We start from the raw sequence: 18,638 nt of genomic DNA, 5'->3' as shown, positions 1-18,638 counted from the left end.
GAAAATTGCTGTTTTATTTAATTGCTTTTAACGTTTCATCTCGAATCAATGATAATAATCCCTCTTTGTACTCGGCAAACTCTGCAGTTGTTTTCACACTGAAATCCCTTGGCCGCTCCAATGCAATCGGGATTCTTTTCTTTAAACGTCCTGGTCTTGCCGTCATAACATATACCGAATCTGCTAAAAAGATCGACTCATCAACATCATGAGTGATAAACAGAATTGTCTTCTTCGACTCTTCCCATGCTTTCAAGAGCACTTCTTGCATGATGTTTCGTGTTTGGGCATCCAATGCCCCAAACGGTTCATCCATTAATAGAATCTTTGGATCGTTTGCCAGCGCTCGAGCAATTGCAACACGTTGTTTCATCCCACCGGATAACTGAATCGGAAAATGATTTTCAAATCCTTCTAAACCGATTAATTGCAAGTAGTGTCTAGCAATATCGTCTCTCTCTTTTTGAGAAACACCCTTTAGCTTTAACCCAAAGGTAATATTGTCTTTCACTGATAACCATGGAAATAATGTGTACGATTGAAATACCATTCCGCGATCAGGTCCTGGACCATGGATTTCCTGCCCATCAAGGAGTACTTGGCCGGAAGTTGCTTCTTCTAACCCTGCAACAATCCTTAAAACGGTTGACTTCCCACAGCCCGAAGGTCCTAAAATCGTAACGAATTCCCCTTCCTCAATCGAAAAGGATGTTTTTTCCAATGCGGTCGTTTCACCTTTTTTTGTTTTAAAAACTTTTCCAACCTCTTTAATTTCTAATTTCGGGGTCCCAGTCATATTTAAAAGAGATTCTTTCTGGTTTGGTACAACTATTTTTTCCTTTTCTTTAACACTCAATTGAGGTGTTACCATTTAAAAACCATCCTTTCTCATCCAAGAAAACGAAGCCTTATATATGGCTTTAAAGAGAATGTCTGTAATCAGCCCGAGGATACCAATAATCAAGATTCCGACAATGATTTTATCTGGCTGCAGAAAACGAGAAGCCTGCATGATCATATATCCTAAACCGCTAGATGCACCAACAATTTCAGCAACCACTAAATAGGTCCAAGCCCAGCCGAACGTAATCCGGAGGGTATCAACAATTCCCGGTAAGGAAGCAGGGAGGATAACTTTGGTAAACACTTGTGCCTTCTTTGCCCCTAATGTATAGGAAACATCAACTAAATCATTTTGAACATTCTTGGTGACGTCCATAATCATCAACGTCAGCTGAAAAAACGTTCCAAGGAAAATAACACTCATTTTTTCTGTCTCACCAAGTCCAATCCAAAGAATCAGTAAGGGAATAAAAGCAGATGCCGGCATATAACGAATGAAACCAATGATTGGTTCAAAAGCACCCTCCATAATCCTTAGTGAGCCCATTAAGATCCCAAGCGGTATACCAATAATGGCTGCAGCAAGAAATCCAAACAGAACCCTGGTAAAACTGATCCCAATATCTGAAAGAATTTGACCATTTACAAACATATCCACCGCGGTAGATAATACGGCAGTAGGAGTCGGAAGGAATAATGGATTCACGAACTGTCCGTAACTAAGTACTGACCAAACTAATAGAAAAATAATAAATGTGATAAAGCCCGCGGAAGTATAAAATACTTTGGGTATTTCCTTATTAGGAGTAAACAATTTTGTGATCAATTTTTTCACCTTCTTATGTGTCTATTTTGTAAAAAAGCCTAACTGATGAGGTTAAATAAAACATCTCATAAGTCAGGCTGTTTAAAGTGAATCCTTAAACTAACTTAAACCTTATCATTATTGGAAACTCGGATTGATAATATCTTCTGCTTTTGGCTCGGTTTTAAGAAGTTTTTGATCCTTATAAAACGAAATCGCATTTTCTGTAGATTGATAGATGGAACCTTTAGCGCTTTCTGTCCCAAATAACTTTTCATTATCTTCTTTCGAGAAGAATTTCAAACCAGTAACCGTTCCTTCAAATTCTTTCACATCAATATTTAAACCTTTTGCCATAATTTCATTGGCTTCTTTTTCATGTTCTTTCCAATACGTCATGGCTTCGCCCATCGCCTTAACAAAAGCTTTCACATCTTTCGGACGGTTTTTGATTACATCTTCTTTAAAGCTGACCGTATCAACAATGATTCCAGATAAATCTTTAGTTGTTAATAAAACTTTACCGTTTGCTTCTGCTCCCTTTGATAACCAAGGCTCCCATGTAACAGCTGCATCCACTTTACCAGCGGCAAAAGCAGCACCGGCATCACCGGCAGACATTTGCACGACTTGTACATCTTTTTCAGTTAATCCGCCTTGTTTTAATGCTTGCAGTGCTAACATATGGCTAGTTGAACCTACCTCAAATGCTACTTGTTTGCCCTTTAAATCTTTTACACTATTAATTCCATTTTTTACGAGAATCCCGTCCCCGCCGTAAGAATCATCTAATAACCAAACTACTTGGACAGGAATTTCAGATGCTGCCAGGGACACTTGGACATCCAGTGCCGTTGCCATCCCATCAATTTTCCCACTGGCTAATGCTTGTTTACGTTCTCCTAATCCTTCTACAATGGAAAGGTCCACATCAATCCCATTCTTTTTGAAAAAGCCCTTTTCTTTTGCTAAAAATAACGGACCGTACCCTGTCCAGGTTGGCAGTGTCACTTTCAATGACTCAGACGACTTCCCATCCTTAGCAGTACTTGCTGCATCCTCTTTCCCACACGCTGCTAATGCAACTAGCAACATCAATGAACAAAAAACCAATAACCACTTTTTCACTCCAAATTCCCCCTTGTAATTAAATATATAGCTATTTAAATCTGTTTCTCTGTTAAACGAAATGAAGAATGAAGAACACCTGTTAACATTCTATTTCCAATTTCATCAGCTCGGCGAACAGCTTCAATCACCATTTCAGGTGAGACTTCAAATGGCATATTTGCCATATCCTCGATTGTAACAGTAATTTCCCCAAGCTTCTGCCACTGACTTTCTGTTAAATTTGTAATTCCCATTTGCTTTAAAGTAAATGGAAGTCCAACTTCCTGGTAATAACTTATTAACTTTTTAAGTTCGACCTCGCTGGTATTCTCCATACACAACTGTGCAAGGATCCCGAAGGCAACAATTTCCCCGTGATAGGTGTGATGTACTTCAGGGAAAATCGTTAACCCTGAATAAATCGCATGGGCTCCAGCTGTTCGGCAATCATCCCCGCCATACCCACTGACACTGCCACTGACTAAAATAATGGTATCAATCACATCTTCGAACTCTATTGTTACTATTTGGGTTTGAACAGATGTGACAGCATTTTTCCCGATTTGAAGCAGCGTTTGATAAACCTGACCTGCGATCGCAACAGCCGTTTGATTTAAAATGTTAGGCACCGCTTTTTTCACAGAGGATTTGGTCTCAAACCATTTAGCCAATGTATCGCCAATACCCGCGATTAAAAAGCGTACCGGTGCGTTCATGATGATTTCCGAATCAACTAAGACTAAATCAGGTGCCTTCGACTTTCGTTCGATCCCAATAAATTCACCATCATTGCTATATAGGATGGTAATAGGTGTTGCTGCTGCACAAGTTGCAGCGATAGTTGGGATGGCAATTAACGGTTTGTTAAGTTGATAGGCAACAGCTTTAACAGTATCAATGGCTTTGCCTCCACCTGTCGTAATAAGGACATCAATCTGTTCATCTTTTAGTACAGCTACTAATTGATCGATATTCGCTTGAGACGATTCTCCGCCATACCAAAGCGAATGTTTTAATAAAATCTCGTGTTCTGTCAAACTCTTTCTTAATGAATCTTCCACAAGTCCTCTACTAATTTGGCCTCCTATGAGAGCAGCTGCTTTTCCAAAGTTTTTTATGTACCTACCCGCTTCTTCTAGTAAACCTTTATTTCTAATATATTGAGCTGGTCCTACCGTTACTTTCATATTACACCTCAAATCCTTTGTAAATTGTTTAAAAATGAATAATATTCTTTAAATATAAATACTTGTCTATTTTATGTCAATATATTTTCTTAATATTCTATCATCAAGTAAAAATACAATATATGCTATAAAAATACAAAAATGATGCTATTTAAAAATATCATCTTTCATTATTTCTGTATAAATATAATCAGCCCCCTTTCTTTTCGCCGTGGAATTTCTCCCGTTTGATATGGATTTCTATACATATGCGGCCGCTTCGTTTGTGTCTTACATCTAAAAATAATGCAAGTTTTGTGCCATTTTTAATCTATTCCGTGCTTTCTGATTTTTCTAAACACCGAAGGCTGACTTATCCCTAATGCTTTTGCCATGTCTATCGTCGTTTTGTATTGTTTCCTAGCCTTAAGTAACACTTGTTTTTCTACACTATCTAGAATCTCATTCAATGAACGATTATTGTCATCAACAGACGTTACATGAGAAAAAGATTTTCGAAAATGAGGCGGCAGGTTTTCGATTTCAATCAATTGTTTTGGAGAAGTAACTACCAATCTTTCAATTAAATTGATTAATTCTCGGACATTTCCTTTCCATTCTTGTGTAAACAACAGATGCAGAACACCTTCATCAAGGCTTCGTTCACGATGATACTTTTTAGAAAAATACGTTAAGAAGTGTTCAATTAACGGGATGATATCGGTTGAGCGATTTCTTAATGGCGGAATGGTAATCGGAACAACATTTAAACGGAAGTAGAGGTCATGTCTAAAGACTTTTTCTTCCACGGCTTTCTCTAAGTCTCGATTTGTTGCGGCAAGAATACGGAAATCAACGGTTCGCAGCTTCGTTCCACCAACACGGTAAAATTGCTTTTCCTGAATGAATTTGAGAATTTTCACTTGATTGACTAACGATAACTCACCCACTTCATCTAAAAATAAGGTCCCGCCTCCTGCAAGTTCCGCTAGCCCGATCTTGCCTTTTGGATGGGCTCCCGTAAATGCTCCTGATTCATATCCGAAAAACTCTGCCTCAAACAAGGCTTCGGGTATGGCACCGCAGTTCACCTCGATAAAAGGACCGTCTTTCCGAGAACTTTTTTTATGAATGAATTTCGCAATATGTGATTTGCCTACCCCTGTTTCACCCAGCAGCAACACATTGACATCAATTTCAGCCACTTGCAGAGCAAGCTGGAGTACTTTTTTCATTTCTGTACTCGTGGCAATCATTCCGTCAGAATCAAATTGGAGATTTCTTAGCATTTCCAGTTCACTTTTCACTCGTTCCATTTCGTCTTCGATGTCCGTTAAGTATTTTTTCATGTTAAGTAACTCGGTAACATCATGTGAATAACTGACGATTCTTACTAAATTATTGTTATGATCAAAAACAGGAATCCCAGTTACAAGTAACTTTTCTCCCTTATTAGTTGTTTGGACTAGAGTGATTTTCTTTTTTTCCTTAATAACCAACGGCGTCAAAATCGGTGTAAATACCCCTTCTTTTTCAAGTTCATAAACAGACCGGCCGACCATTTCATTGGACTTCATATTATAAATTCCTTCGGTAGCTTCACTTACTTTCAAAATAATCCCATCTGTGTCGGTGACTAAAATATCGTCTTGTAATGAATGTAGAATGGCTTCATTTTCATTCCAAACTTTTTTTTCATCACTCACATATTCCCCTCCTTCTTGAACTATTCAGACTCAATTATTATTCATTATTGAATAGAAAATAGGGTAAACTTCTTGATATTACAGTTATATCAGATAATTGATAAAATTTATACTTTTTTAAATAAATTATTCAATTTTGTATAATGAAAGACAATTTATTTCCGGGTCACGCCCTCAGCAATTTTACCTTTATGATAAAATATCAGTATGTGGATCGATGAGAATATCTAAATGAGGAGGATGAAGCTTGAAAAAAAGAATTGCTTTATCGTGGAGTGGCGGGAAGGATTGTTGTATGGCGTTAGATACCCTAATATCACAGGGATTTGAAGTAGTATCCTTGGTTACAACAGTACCTAAAGAATTAGGGAGAACATTTGGTCATGGCGAGCGAACAGAAATGATTAAACTACAAGGTGAATCGTTAAACATACCTGTTCATTTTATCGAATGTACATACGAAAACTATACAAGTCAATTTGTCAACGCGATAGAACACTTGAAAAACCAATTAAATATCACGGGAATCGCCTACGGTGATCTATATTTAAACGAACATCGAGAATGGGGAGAAAAAGTAGCAGCCGCTGCAAATGTGGACTCATTGTACCCATTATGGATGAAAAAGGAAGAAGCCCTACAATCTTTAGGGAAATTTGTCCAATCGGGGTATGAAGCAATTGTGATTCGTGTACGGGAAGATGTCTTGGAAGACAAGTGGCTTGGTAGAATAGTAGATGAAACCTTTCTGAAAGATGTACAACAGACTACTATTTGTCCGATGGGAGAAGCGGGTGAATACCATACCTTCGTCTATGATGGACCATTATTTTCAAAAAGAATTCAATTGGAACAAGGAGAATTAATCCAACTGGAAACCACAAAGAAACTAGAATTTAAGAGTTATAGCATTATTGAGCGTTAAGGCAATGAATTGGTTAAAATAACAAAGGGGGATGCCCCCCTTTGTTATGTCTTTAATGATTTTCCGCTTTTGGAAATTAATTATTGTTCTGTATATTTTTTGAAGTTATCTAAAATCGCCTGCCAGCCTGCTTGTTGCATCTCAATTGGATTGGTCGTTTCCGCATCAAACGTTTCAATTACCTCAGTCTCATTTCCTTGACCTTTAAAGGTAACAGATACTTTTCTTCCATCACCCATGGTATAAGAAATAACCTCATTTAATTTGACTTCGTCATATACTCCGCCAAAATCAAAACCAAAACTGCCATCTTTTGCTTCCATTCTTGTAAGGAATTTTCCACCAACCGTTAAATCATTTTCTGCAAATGGTGTATGCCAGTCTTCTGAAGCATTATTCCATTGGGTGATGTGTTTTGGCTCTGTCCAATGTTCCCATACTTTTTCTACCGGCGCATGAACAGTTGTCTGTACAGTGATCTTTTCAAAATTGCTTGTTGTCATTTGAATTTCCACCTTTCAACATATACTAAGTTTATTATGTAGATTGAATTCTTGCTGTCACAAACCTGTTAATATCTTATCAACTCTTCCTTGTAACCGCAATCACCAGTATTGATAAAGAAACACAAAAAACAATAAAGCCAGGATGGGGTTTCCCGTCCTGGCTGTTTAAATGTTTAAGTGGTGCCTGACACCCTACTCAGAGGCTCTTGGACTGCTTTCAAATCCGCCTTTTTTATGTGAACCATCACAGAACGGCTTTTTGTTGGAAAGGCCGCAACGGCATAGATACACTTTTGCCTTTTTTGGATATTCCTTGCCCTCAGAATCAAAAATCTGAAAATCACCACTTACCTGCAATGGTCCATTATCACTAATCTTAATTTGATTTTCCATCCTTATCACATCTCCTCAGTTTTTTATTAATGAAAAAAATTCAGAACGTAAATCAGGTTGTTTGCCAAATACTCCATGGACGCTTGACGTTGTGGTGGACGCAGTGGATTTTTTCGTTCCCCTGCTGCACATACACATGTGTTTGGCTTCAATGACAACGATTGTTCCTTCTGGCTCCAAAACCTCTTCCATCGCGGCGGCGATCTGCGTTGTAAGCCGTTCTTGAACTTGAAATCTTTTCGCATACCCATCCACCATTCGACCAATTTTTGATAAACCAGTGATTTTCTCATTTGGGATATAACCTACATGGGCCACGCCAAAAAAAGGAGCAAAATGATGTTCACACATCGAAAAGAACTCAATATCCTTTACTAAAATCAGTCCCTTATGTTCAATATCAAAGGTCTTCTCAAGATGTTGTTTTGGGTCCTCATGATAACCTTCCGTGTACTCGAGAAATGCTTTGAGTACCCTAAATGGAGTATCTTGTAGTCCATCTCGATCAGGATCATCCCCGCACAATTGAATTAATTGTCTAATTGCCGTGGTGAAAAAATTTACATCCATTAAATTTCGATGGTTTTCCTGTGCATGGGGTTTAAACAAGCTTGGGAACTTCTCAGATAATAAAAGATATTGATCACTAGTCATTTCACATCATTCCTTTGACTTGGGATTGGAGGGTTCATCCTCGATGATTAAACAAGGGGCGGGATGATTCACTTGCTCATTTTGTTGAATGCGAAAGGCGCAGCAGCCATCACCATTCTGTAGACGCTGTTCTCTTTGCACCTTACATCCAAGTAATTGTGTAAGAACTGAAATAGTCACACTGCACAAAATAGGACGTTCGAGTGCAACATTATGAAAAGGACAATTCCGCTCAATTAAGTAATCATCCTTACCCTTTTTGACTATTTCCATATAAGAGTCATCTTTTGCGTAAAAATCCTTAAGCACCTTTATTCTTTCGTTGGTACTAAGCCCCAACAATTTCGGTTCCCATTCACGAACCCTTTCTTCAACCATCGCGGCAAGTACATTTTTCAGAGCACTTATTCCGAGATGTTTGACCATCGTGTCAAGAACTTCAATTGTTAAGTGATCATAATTCTTATCAAAGAGATGTTCACCAGCAGAGGTTAATTGATATCGGATGTGAGGCCGGCCAATGCCATTTTGCTTTTCAGAAATCCTGATAATCCAGCCATCCCTTTCTAGATGGAGGAGATGCTGACGGACAGCCTCACCGGACATATCTAGCAATGAGGCCAGTTCGCTCATGGATGAAGCACCACTTGTTTTAATCGCATGAACGATTCTTCTTCTTGGCTCCGACAAATGTTCGGCTTGAAAACTCAGGTCTCTTCCCTCCCTGCTCTTTCTTAAATGTATATTCACCTGCCTTTCGAATAGTTCAAGATTTTTATTGAAAAAATGGAAAAATTCATTTTTTCAAAACCTAATAAAAAAAATCCCTTTCAGAGGGATTTTTTAGAAAACAATCGTTTTATTTTGATGGACAATTATGCGGTCCTCGATATGCCACTTCACGGCTCTAGCTAAAACGCTTCTTTCAATTCTACGACCGATTTTTTTAAGGCTATCGACATTATCCTGATGATCGACCCGGCTGATATCTTGTTCGATAATAGGTCCTTCATCGAGGTCATTTGTTACATAATGAGAAGTGGCACCAATCAATTTTACACCGCGGCCAAATGCCCGTTCATATGGTCTTGCACCAACAAAGGCTGGTAAAAATGAATGGTGAATATTAATAATTTTATTTGGATTTTCTTCGACAAATGTTGGAGATAAGATTTGCATGTAGCGGGCCAATACCACGAAATCAATCTCATACTCTTTTAGAAGTTTAAGTTGTGCTGCTTCGGCTTGTCCACGAATATCTTTATTGGCTGGAACGTAATAAAACGGGATGTTCAGCCCTTCGACAACCTCTCTTGCCGTTTCATGATTACTGATCACAAGGGCAATATCAGCCATTAAATCACCGCTTTGCCATTCCCATAAAAGTTCAAGCAAACAATGAAGTTCTTTTGAAACAAAGATTGCCGCTTTTTTCACATGATAAACATGTGTAAGGTTCCATTCCATGGAAAACTCTTTGCCAATTTCAGCAAACTGGCTCTCCATCTCTTTTGCTTTACCCATTAAATTAGGACATTCAAATTCGATTCGGATGAAAAATGTGCCGCCTTCAGGGTTGGTGGAATATTGGCTGGATTCAATAATATTTGCGTTAAAAGAAAAAAGAAATTTAGAAATCGCAGCCACAATTCCAGGTTGGTCAGGACAGCTAACTAATAGGCAACCACGGTTCTTATTCTTTTCTTGAAATAATTCAATCTGATCTTTTATATATGCGTTCATGTCACAAAACCTCTCTAATATTGTTTTACACATTATACATTAGATGGTCGTATTAGTTAATCACTATTTTGAAAATTCGTATCAATCAATAATTTTCTGCGATAACATATTAACTGACAATGAGCCCCTTTCGGTCGTCGCGGCAGCTCCAACTTTATTCGCTAATTGAAGGTACTCTTTTAATTGGGAGAGACTGTCCGGCTGACCTTTTTCATGAAAGCAATACAGGAGGGCTGACATAAATGCATCACCTGCACCAGTTGTATCGATAGCTTCAACTTTTGGAGCAGGAACAAAAACTTTGTTTCCCTTAAAAATTGCACATGCACCCCTGCTTCCCATCGTGATAAACAGGTAAGGAATCTGCCATCTAGATATTTGGTTTAATCCAGCCTCTAAAGAATCTGTTTCTGTTAAAAAATACAACTCATCTTCAGCCAATTTTACTATATGTGCATACTGAAGGAAGGATGAAACAGTTTGGCGACAATCCCCCTCACTTTCCCAACGCTTTAATCGAAGGTTGGCATCAAAGCCGATGATATTACCAGCATCCTTGGCATATGATAAGGCCTTTTCAGTTGTCTTCCTAGCTGTTTCATGAAAAAGTGTTCCTGAACCAAAATAAAAAATCTTTGCCCTTTCAAAAACTTCCCTTCGTAATTCATCTTCAGATAATACCTCGTCTGGAGTAGCATTCACGTAAGAATGAAAATAGCGCTCACCATTTTCATTTATATGTATATATACACCACAAATACACTTACTCGAAGTGTAGACAGAATAAGAAATATCAATTTGTTCCTTATTGAATTCTTGTTCTACAAATTGACTGACTTCATCGGTCCCTAGTTTACATAAGTAATAAGCTGGAATCCCGAGTCTCTTAGTCCCCACTGCCACATTTACGGTGGCTCCGCCCAGCAGCTGCTGGTATTTGGTATTCGTTTGATCCATTGAAATAAAGTCTACAAATGCTTCACCCAGTGAAATAACTCCTTTTTGCACCAAGATGGTCCTCCTCCAATGATGTATCTATGATGATTATATGAAAAAACCCCCTCAATTGAAAATGGTTGAGGAGGATCGGTTACGATATTAAACTAGTTTATGTGCATACCACTTTTTCCCTTTAAACCGCAAGCCAAAGATGAGTCCGCGAGTCCCCCATTCCACAATCATTGCCACCCAGACACCGACAATTCCAAAACCTAAGGTAATTCCTAAAACATAACCTAAGATGACCCGCAGCAACCACATCGAGAGCAATGAAGCAATCGAAGTAAAATTGGAATCCCCTGCTGCCCGTAGTGCTGATGGCATAATAAAACTTGGTGACCACAGGATTGGCTGTGCAATGGCCGCTATTAATACTAGTGTAAAAATCGTAGGAATAATTTCTTCCGGTGGATTGAACATTTTTATCAACAACGGAAACAATGGCAATAGCAAGAAATCCGCGATGATAAAAATAATCGAAGAAAGACCAATTAACGAGAAGATAAATTTCCTCGCGTCTGCAATATTCCTACGCCCAATACATTGCCCTACGATAGTGACGATGGCGATTCCGATTGAATTAGGTCCGATTTGATAGACCATCATTAACACATTGGCAATCGCAAAAACGGTAAGTGAAAGAGTACCTAACTGGACAATAAACGTTTGCGTTAGCAGCTTTCCACCATTGAAAAAGATTTGTTCTGCGGCAAAAGGCAGCCCGATAAACATGACCTTTTTTAAAATAGAAAGGTCAATTCTAACCGCATTTTTTATCTTGAAACGGATCGTCTCATTGTATTTTAAGACATAAACCAAGGCAGCGGCCATTCCTAAAAATCTCGCCAAAAGCGTGGAAATCACTAGACCCTCCACACCCATGTGAAAGAATGTAATCAGTAGTAGATTTAGAATCGTATTGGTTAAATTCATTACTAGCGATAAATTCAAACAGGGTTTCGTCTCCCCCACACCTCTTAACGCGCCAGTCACCGCTTGAAAGATCGCGATGAATGGATAAGAAAGACAGCTGCCGATAAGATAAATTCGAGCATTTTGAAATACATCCGCTTCCGCTTTACCAAATAATAGGTTTAAGGTTGCCGTATGAAAAATGATAACTAAAGTACTGATTAGGACTGAAAATAGGGTTACGGCAGTGATCGCTTGTGTCGCCGTTTTGGACACCATCTCCCCATTCCCGCTCCCTTTATATTGGGCTACAATCACGGTCCCTCCTGTTGCGACCGCTATAAAGACATTGGCTAGGAAAATATTCAATGAATCTACCATACTCACGGCACTAACCGCTGCCACTCCAGCAGAACTAATCATCGCTGTGTTTAATAAACTCATGATAATTAAAAAGGCCTGGTCTACGAATATGGGCAGGATAATCGCAAATATTTTCTTGTAACCTATCGACTCGCCAGAAAAATACTTATCTAACAAAGGAACAGCTCTGTGCCTAATATTCAGTTCTAATTTATTCATTACGCAACACTTCTTTAATGGAATTTTTTGAAACGTACCGACCGTATTTTAATACGGCTTATTATACCACGATTTGGAAGTGAGTAAAGGTTTTAATCTTCTGTCAGAAATGTCCATTTATCGTTGTGTTCGCAGTTCGACACGACGAATTTTTCCCGAATCCGTTTTCGGTAGTGCGTCGATATACTCAATCACCCTTGGATATTTATAAGGAGCAGTTAATTTCTTTACAAATCCCTGTAACTCCTTTGTTAACTCCACTGTTCCAAGAATGCCATCTTTCAACACAACAAATGCCTTAACAACGTTTCCTCTGATTGGGTCCGGTAAAGCGACTACCGCACATTCCTTAACCAATTTATGTTTCATTAATGCATCTTCTACTTCAAATGGTCCAATCGTATATCCAGAGCTGATAATGACATCGTCTTTTCGTCCTTGGAACCAATAATAATTATCCTCGTCTTTCAATGCACGGTCACCAGTTAGAAAATATTGACCTTGATAAGATGAAGCCGTGGTTACAGGATTTTTATAATACTGTTTAAATAAAGCCGGAAAATCGCTTCGAATGGCAATCGTTCCGACTTGGTTGATTGGTGCCGGATGGCCGTTTTCATCAACGACAGCAATCAATTCATCTAACAACGGCTGCCCCATGGAACCTAATTTTTTCTCATTAACATTTAAGTTCGCTATCAATAATGTACTTTCTGTCTGTCCGTAGCCATCGCGTATCAGGATCTTGAATTGTTCTTTAAACACATCAATGACTTCACGATTTAACGCCTCCCCTGCAGATACAGCCGTATGCAAATGGGATAGATCGAAGTTGGAAAGATCATCTAATTTAGCCATCATCCGGTATTCGGTAGGTGTACAGCATAAAACATTTACCTGTTGATTTTGAAGAAGACGTAAATATTTGTGCGGATTGAACCTTCCATGATAGATAAATCCTGTGGCACCTGAACCTAGAATCGATAAGAACGGACTCCAAACCCATTTTTGCCACCCTGGGGAAGCTGTAGCCCAAACCAGATCGTCCTCACTAATATTCAGCCATCTGGATGCCGCAATTCTTAAATGAGCATAACCCCAGCCATGGCTGTGAACAACACCTTTTGGCTGACCGGTTGTCCCAGATGTATAAGCTAAAAAGGCAAAATCGCCACTCAGGGTATCGACATCGCTGAAAATTTCTGATTCCTCAGCTGCTAAATCTTCTAAGGAAAGCCAATTTGGTACTTCCTGACCAAAAGCAATCTTATATTGTAAAAATGGAGTATCCTCTTTAATATTTTCAAATTCTTCAATTAACTCAGAATAAGAAATGACGGCTTTCGCTTCCGAATGATTTAAGCGATACAGTAAATCCTTTGCTCGTAAAAGTTCTGAAGAAGGGCTAATGACTAATCCTGCTTTTAAACAGGCTAAATAAATAACATAGGATTCAATGAGGCGAGTGCTCATGACAACAACCCTGTCACCCTTCTCTAGTCCTAATTTCGTTAATCCATTTGCTAATTTATTAGCTTTTGTGATTAACTGAGCATAAGAAATCGTTTTCGTTTCTCCTAGTTCATTTTGCCATCGTAAAGCGATTTTTTCGGAGTAATGTTTAGAAATTTCACTTGCTAAATTGAAGTGTTCTGGTGCAATAAATGATTTCATATCCACAATTGTCAATCTCCATTCTTGGTAGTTTAGATTTTGGGGTTACCAAATCTCGTTTGATCTTCCTGGTTAGTACCTGGTTATAACACTAGATACTGAGTAATATTCACTCTTATAATCATATCATTTTCTAAAACTATGTAAATTATTTCGCCTCGGTTAATACTAAGGCCTATTATCTAGTCTTAACCAAACTCCAAAAAACCAACTATAAGAAATAGTTGGCTTCGTAGGATCACTTATTCAAATAAAGGACTTACTGCTTTTTCATTATGAATCCGGTCGATTGCTTCAACAAGAAGAGGCGCAACAGAAATCGTTTTAATTTTACTACTGATTTTATCTTCCGACAATTCAATAGTATTTGTCACGACTAATTCCTTAATTGGTGACGATTCTATTTTTTCAATCGCTCGGTCTGTAAAAACAGGATGCGTACAACCGGCATAAATTGCTTTTGCCCCATTTTCTTCTAGAGCTTTAGCTGCTAAAGAAATGGTTGCACCGGTATCAATCATATCATCAATAATTATGGCATTTTTGCCCTCGACATTACCAATAACATTTATGGTTTGGGGACCATTTTCTTCAAATCTTCTTTTATCGATTAGGGCAAGTGGAACGTGTAATAGGTTGGCCACTTTTCTTGCCCGGCCAATACTGCCATTATGTGGCGCGACAATAACAATATCTTCTAAACCTTGTTCCTTAAAATACTGTCCAAGGATTGGAACACCATAGAGATGTTCTACGGGGATATCAAAGAAACCTTGAATTTGTGATGTATGGAGGTCCATTGTAAGAATTCGACTTGCTCCAGTCGTTTCTAAAAGGTTCGCTACTAGTTTCGCTGTAATCGGCTCCCGTGAACGTGCCTTTCTGTCTTGTCGTCCATATCCATAGTATGGAATGACCACATTAATAATACTAGCTGAAGCTCTTTTTAGAGCATCAATCATGATGAGGAGCTCCAAAATATTATCATTTACAGGGTAAGATGTGGATTGTACAACATAGACCTCACTGCCACGAACACTTTCTTCAATATGAATCTGAATCTCTCCATCACTGAAATGAGACACAGAACTGTTTCCTAAATCGCATCCTAAGAGCTCTGCCATCTCTGTTGCTAGTTTTTGATTGGAATTCAATGAGAACAATTTAAATCGTTTATTTTGTTGATATGTCACCTTAGATCCTCCACACGTTTGAATTTCTAATTTTACTAATTATCGATCCATCTTATTTTACTATATTAATCAACATAGTGGTAGGAAATACACCAAAGAGGTAACTTTTAATCGGAAATCCTTGTGTTTTCTACGTCACTCGTTTGAGTTAGTTAATTTAGTCAGTATATTAGCTGTTGTCATAATGGTTGCAAATTCATGATGCAAAGTGGCAAGTTCAAATGTTTGTACATCCTCGGCAGAGCGTTTTATTCCTTTATGGTCTATAAGTTCAAATGCAGCGATCGCATCCTCGATTAAATATGTATCGAAACCCAAATTTCCACTCATCCGAGTGGTGGTGGATACGCAATGTTGGGTCGACAGGCCTGTGATTATTACCGATTTGATTTGCTGATCACGTAAATAAGTTTCTAATTCCGTGCCAATAAAGGCACTATTTACATTTTTTTGAAAGACTTTTTCATTCGCTTTAGGACGAATTATCTCCTTAAATTTTGTCCCGTTTTTATTTTTATAATAGAGCGGTGATTGAGGCAAAAGGGATAAATGTCGAGAATAGATAACCGGCCATTTCCGTCTGCGCCATTCGGTAAGCAATTGTAAAATATTTTCCTCCGCTTCGAGATTGTTCCGCTTCCCCCAGTACGGATCATCAAACCCATCTTGAACGTCTAAAACCAAAAGTGCTGGTGGATTTACAAAAAGATTCATTCTGTATTTCTCCTAACTTACGTTTTCCAGTATCTTGAAATGATTAGGTTAATTTTTTGTAAAAAGAATGAATCGTATTCACGGAACATCCAAAAAGCGCGCGAAAGGTTTCACGCACTCATTCATATTTGCAATATTTCGGGGACTATTATTGATTACTCATAGATTCATTAGTAGATAGTAACTGTTTTGCCCCTGTAACTACATCATGGATAACTTTGCTTGCAGGAATTTCGTATTGTAAAAGTCTTGTCGCCTGTCCTGCCCAAAGTGCTATATAGTCCGGATTATTTAGAAGGGCTCCCTGTCTACGGATATCATTCGCCATAGTATTTTGTGTTGGGAAATCGGCTGGGGAAATCTTGGCATCATCGTAAGCTTGAATAAAAGCATTTTTAATTCCCCTTGCCGGACGACCTGAAAAGACTTTCGTAATCACTGTACTTTCCTCCGTGCTATTGATAAGTGCCTCTTTATACACACGGTGAGCACCTGACTCAATCGTTGTTAGGAAAGCGGTTCCCATTTGAACTCCCTGTGCACCCAAAGCTAAGGCAGCCACCAAACCCCGGCTATCCATAATGCCACCAGCAGCGACAACAGGCACTGAAACTGCATCAACGATCTGTGGGACTAGCGAAAAAGTTCCGACTGTTGCACCATGGGTGTTTTTTTCAATTTCAAATGTTCCTCGATGACCTCCGGCGTCACTCCCCTGGGCAATGATAATATCTGCTCCATTTTCCTCAGCGAGCAGCGCTTCTTGAACGGTTGTTACCATGGTAGTGATAGTGATATTTTGTTGCTTGACGATTGCCATTTTATCTTCCGGAAGGACCCCGAATGCTGTGGAAATGACAGGAACTTTTTCTTCTATTAATACAGCAAATTGTTCGTCAAAAAAGTTATTTGTTTTCACTTGGTGGTTTGCCGGCTCCATACCTAACTCTTTCCTTATTTTATTAAGGACTTTCTGTGACTCTTCCACACCTTCATAATGATCGGTCAGATTTGTACAAAACAAATTAACAGCAAATGGCTTGGTTGTCCGTTTCTTAATTTCTTTAATGGCCACTCTAATTTCTTCTGGTTTCATATAGGCTGCGCCCAACGTCCCTAATGCCCCAGCGTTCGATACATTAGCAACAAGATCCACGGTCGTAGGCCCTCCCGCCATTCCAGCTTGAATAATCGGATAATCTATATCTAGAATTGCACATAGTTTTGTGTTTAATTTCATAGAAATCCTCTTTTCTTCTATTAATATTGGTTTGCATTTCATTCATGGAAACTTTTTTCCTCTATTAATATTAAAACACAAATAGAGAAAAAGTGTCAGGCACCACTTTTGAATTCCGTAGACTCACCATCATAGAACGTAGGCGATCAGAACGATTCGTTACCTTTTCCTTTAAAGTTGGTTTGAAACATTGTCCATGAATAAGTAGGCATAAAAAAAAGCGAGCACCAGAGCTGTTGACAATGTTTATCAGCAGCCCTGCCCCACTTCTTCCTTTAAATTTGTAAAAATCGAAAACAACTATATAAGTGTTATGCGAAACGATAGTAAATTAATAAAAAAGTTGCTAGTACAAAAATGAAGTTTAAAAACACAAAGATAAATTGATCTGTTTTCGTTTTATGCATTTTTATTGGCGGGTTATAGAATGAAACACCTTCAAGAATGAAGATAATTAACACAATGTGAATCATGAAATGACCGATGACTTCTGTCATTCCAAAGAGCATGGTGGTGGAGATGAAAATAGCTGTAACCACAAAACCTAATACACGATTTAAAACTCCGACCACTAATAAATAACCGACGACAAATTCAATAAATGCTGCCATAACAACAAACAAACTGGGTTCAAAGCCAAATGTTGGCACATGGTGGTTTGCGACAATATCTAAAGCCATACTTGGATAGACCCATTTTTCAACCGCTACCCAACTAAGCGATAATCCTGTCCCTAAATACAGAAATGGGAATCCGGCTTGCTCTAGTCTTGTATTTCCTACCAACAATACACCAATAATGGCTACGTAAAATCCGTAATCTAACATATAGAAAACACCATGATGGATGGTTACATAAATAAATAATCCTAATAATATCGAAGCACCAATTTTTGTAGAAATATGATGAGGTATCAATAAGAAACCGATTGTCACCCATGCTAATACTGTAATAATTGTACTATTAACATGAAACTCTGGAGCAAATAGAGTTCCATACACCATTTGTATCATCAGCGAAACGGCGGTTCCATATTTTAATAAATACCTAGAATACTTTCTTAAACTGGAGAGACGATCCTCCATTTTTTTCACTGTTCCCCATTTAGCCATTTTCGGAATGATCAGTGTTAATGAAGCTAATACAACAGCAGCCACAAGAGTTAAAAGTAAAAACATTGGTGATAATATATTTTCAATGGACTCCTTATGCGGCTCCACATTTGTGAACCATTTCACATGTACTTGCGCAAAAATTGGTGTCATAATAAGCCCTAATGTTAATAGTATCTGAAATATCTTTTTCATCATCTGTAAGCCCCCTAGTGAATATAAACAACATGAATATAGTGATAATATACCGTATTCCTCCAATCTAAAACCATCTTAGAATTGAACAATTTGTGAAATATATCACAAATTTCGCGTTCGGATAGTATTTTCATGTGAAGAGGAGTATTTAGTCATTGATTAA

Annotated in this window: 18 protein-coding genes; 1 reads left to right on the top strand and 17 read right to left on the bottom strand. The window is 38.3% G+C overall.

The window, feature by feature from the left end; translation table 11 throughout:
• Nucleotides 1-13: 13 nt before the first annotated feature.
• The 5 genes from COJ96_RS05105 to COJ96_RS05085 form a co-directional block, all read right to left on the bottom strand.
• Nucleotides 14-871, bottom strand: a complete 858-nt coding sequence (locus COJ96_RS05105; RefSeq protein WP_098571891.1) for an ABC transporter ATP-binding protein — start codon at nucleotides 869-871, stop codon at nucleotides 14-16.
• Entirely contained in the window at nucleotides 872-1,678 is an 807-nt protein-coding gene (locus COJ96_RS05100) for an ABC transporter permease (RefSeq protein ID WP_306460579.1), read from the bottom strand.
• Between the two features lie 108 nt (nucleotides 1,679-1,786).
• The gene (locus COJ96_RS05095; RefSeq protein ID WP_098571889.1) at nucleotides 1,787-2,776 is read right to left on the bottom strand and encodes an ABC transporter substrate-binding protein; all 990 of its coding nucleotides are present in this window, start codon (nucleotides 2,774-2,776) and stop codon (nucleotides 1,787-1,789) included.
• Between the two features lie 35 nt (nucleotides 2,777-2,811).
• A complete protein-coding gene (locus COJ96_RS05090) occupies nucleotides 2,812-3,945 on the bottom strand; it encodes an iron-containing alcohol dehydrogenase family protein (protein ID WP_098571888.1) in 1,134 nt (377 codons plus the stop codon).
• A 305-nt stretch (nucleotides 3,946-4,250) separates the two neighbouring features.
• On the bottom strand, nucleotides 4,251-5,630 hold the full coding sequence (locus COJ96_RS05085; protein WP_257148435.1) for a sigma-54 interaction domain-containing protein: 1,380 nt from the start codon (nucleotides 5,628-5,630) through the stop codon (nucleotides 4,251-4,253).
• A gap of 247 nt (nucleotides 5,631-5,877) precedes the next feature.
• Between COJ96_RS05085 and COJ96_RS05080 the strand changes: the two genes are divergently transcribed.
• Nucleotides 5,878-6,555: a Dph6-related ATP pyrophosphatase gene (locus COJ96_RS05080; protein WP_098571886.1), complete on the top strand. Its 678-nt coding sequence runs from the start codon at nucleotides 5,878-5,880 to the stop codon at nucleotides 6,553-6,555.
• An 80-nt stretch (nucleotides 6,556-6,635) separates the two neighbouring features.
• Here COJ96_RS05080 and COJ96_RS05075 read toward each other — a convergent pair whose 3' ends face one another.
• The 12 genes from COJ96_RS05075 to COJ96_RS05020 all read right to left on the bottom strand — a co-directional run bounded on the left by COJ96_RS05075 (nucleotide 6,636) and on the right by COJ96_RS05020 (nucleotide 18,475).
• The gene (locus COJ96_RS05075; protein ID WP_098571885.1) at nucleotides 6,636-7,058 is read right to left on the bottom strand and encodes an SRPBCC family protein; all 423 of its coding nucleotides are present in this window, start codon (nucleotides 7,056-7,058) and stop codon (nucleotides 6,636-6,638) included.
• 195 nt (nucleotides 7,059-7,253) lie between these two features.
• The gene (locus COJ96_RS05070; protein ID WP_098571884.1) at nucleotides 7,254-7,454 is read right to left on the bottom strand and encodes a CDGSH iron-sulfur domain-containing protein; all 201 of its coding nucleotides are present in this window, start codon (nucleotides 7,452-7,454) and stop codon (nucleotides 7,254-7,256) included.
• Between the two features lie 15 nt (nucleotides 7,455-7,469).
• The gene (gene folE, locus COJ96_RS05065) at nucleotides 7,470-8,108 is read right to left on the bottom strand and encodes a GTP cyclohydrolase I FolE (RefSeq protein WP_098571883.1); all 639 of its coding nucleotides are present in this window, start codon (nucleotides 8,106-8,108) and stop codon (nucleotides 7,470-7,472) included.
• Nucleotides 8,109-8,114: 6 nt separating this feature from the next.
• Nucleotides 8,115-8,858: a helix-turn-helix transcriptional regulator gene (locus COJ96_RS05060; protein WP_373561653.1), complete on the bottom strand. Its 744-nt coding sequence runs from the start codon at nucleotides 8,856-8,858 to the stop codon at nucleotides 8,115-8,117.
• A 93-nt stretch (nucleotides 8,859-8,951) separates the two neighbouring features.
• Nucleotides 8,952-9,851, bottom strand: a complete 900-nt coding sequence (gene purU / locus COJ96_RS05055; RefSeq protein WP_098571881.1) for a formyltetrahydrofolate deformylase — start codon at nucleotides 9,849-9,851, stop codon at nucleotides 8,952-8,954.
• Nucleotides 9,852-9,932: 81 nt separating this feature from the next.
• Nucleotides 9,933-10,859, bottom strand: a complete 927-nt coding sequence (locus COJ96_RS05050) for a carbohydrate kinase family protein (RefSeq protein WP_098571933.1) — start codon at nucleotides 10,857-10,859, stop codon at nucleotides 9,933-9,935.
• A gap of 90 nt (nucleotides 10,860-10,949) precedes the next feature.
• Nucleotides 10,950-12,344 carry an MATE family efflux transporter gene (locus tag COJ96_RS05045; protein WP_098571880.1) on the bottom strand — a complete coding sequence of 465 codons (1,395 nt, stop codon included), beginning with the start codon at nucleotides 12,342-12,344 and terminating at the stop codon, nucleotides 10,950-10,952.
• A gap of 117 nt (nucleotides 12,345-12,461) precedes the next feature.
• A complete protein-coding gene (locus tag COJ96_RS05040) occupies nucleotides 12,462-14,018 on the bottom strand; it encodes an acetate--CoA ligase (protein ID WP_098571932.1) in 1,557 nt (518 codons plus the stop codon).
• A gap of 242 nt (nucleotides 14,019-14,260) precedes the next feature.
• On the bottom strand, nucleotides 14,261-15,211 hold the full coding sequence (locus tag COJ96_RS05035; protein WP_098571879.1) for a ribose-phosphate diphosphokinase: 951 nt from the start codon (nucleotides 15,209-15,211) through the stop codon (nucleotides 14,261-14,263).
• Between the two features lie 135 nt (nucleotides 15,212-15,346).
• On the bottom strand, nucleotides 15,347-15,925 hold the full coding sequence (locus tag COJ96_RS05030) for a cysteine hydrolase family protein (protein WP_098571878.1): 579 nt from the start codon (nucleotides 15,923-15,925) through the stop codon (nucleotides 15,347-15,349).
• Between the two features lie 148 nt (nucleotides 15,926-16,073).
• Entirely contained in the window at nucleotides 16,074-17,165 is a 1,092-nt protein-coding gene (locus COJ96_RS05025) for an NAD(P)H-dependent flavin oxidoreductase (RefSeq protein WP_098571877.1), read from the bottom strand.
• A gap of 311 nt (nucleotides 17,166-17,476) precedes the next feature.
• The gene (locus tag COJ96_RS05020) at nucleotides 17,477-18,475 is read right to left on the bottom strand and encodes a hypothetical protein (protein WP_306460578.1); all 999 of its coding nucleotides are present in this window, start codon (nucleotides 18,473-18,475) and stop codon (nucleotides 17,477-17,479) included.
• Nucleotides 18,476-18,638 lie beyond the last annotated feature (163 nt).

This window comes from Bacillus sp. AFS073361, from assembly GCF_002567005.1.
Lineage (GTDB): Bacteria > Bacillota > Bacilli > Bacillales > Cytobacillaceae > Neobacillus.
The sequence above is the reverse complement of the archived record's forward strand: the minus strand, read 5'-3'. Positions and strand labels throughout refer to the sequence as shown.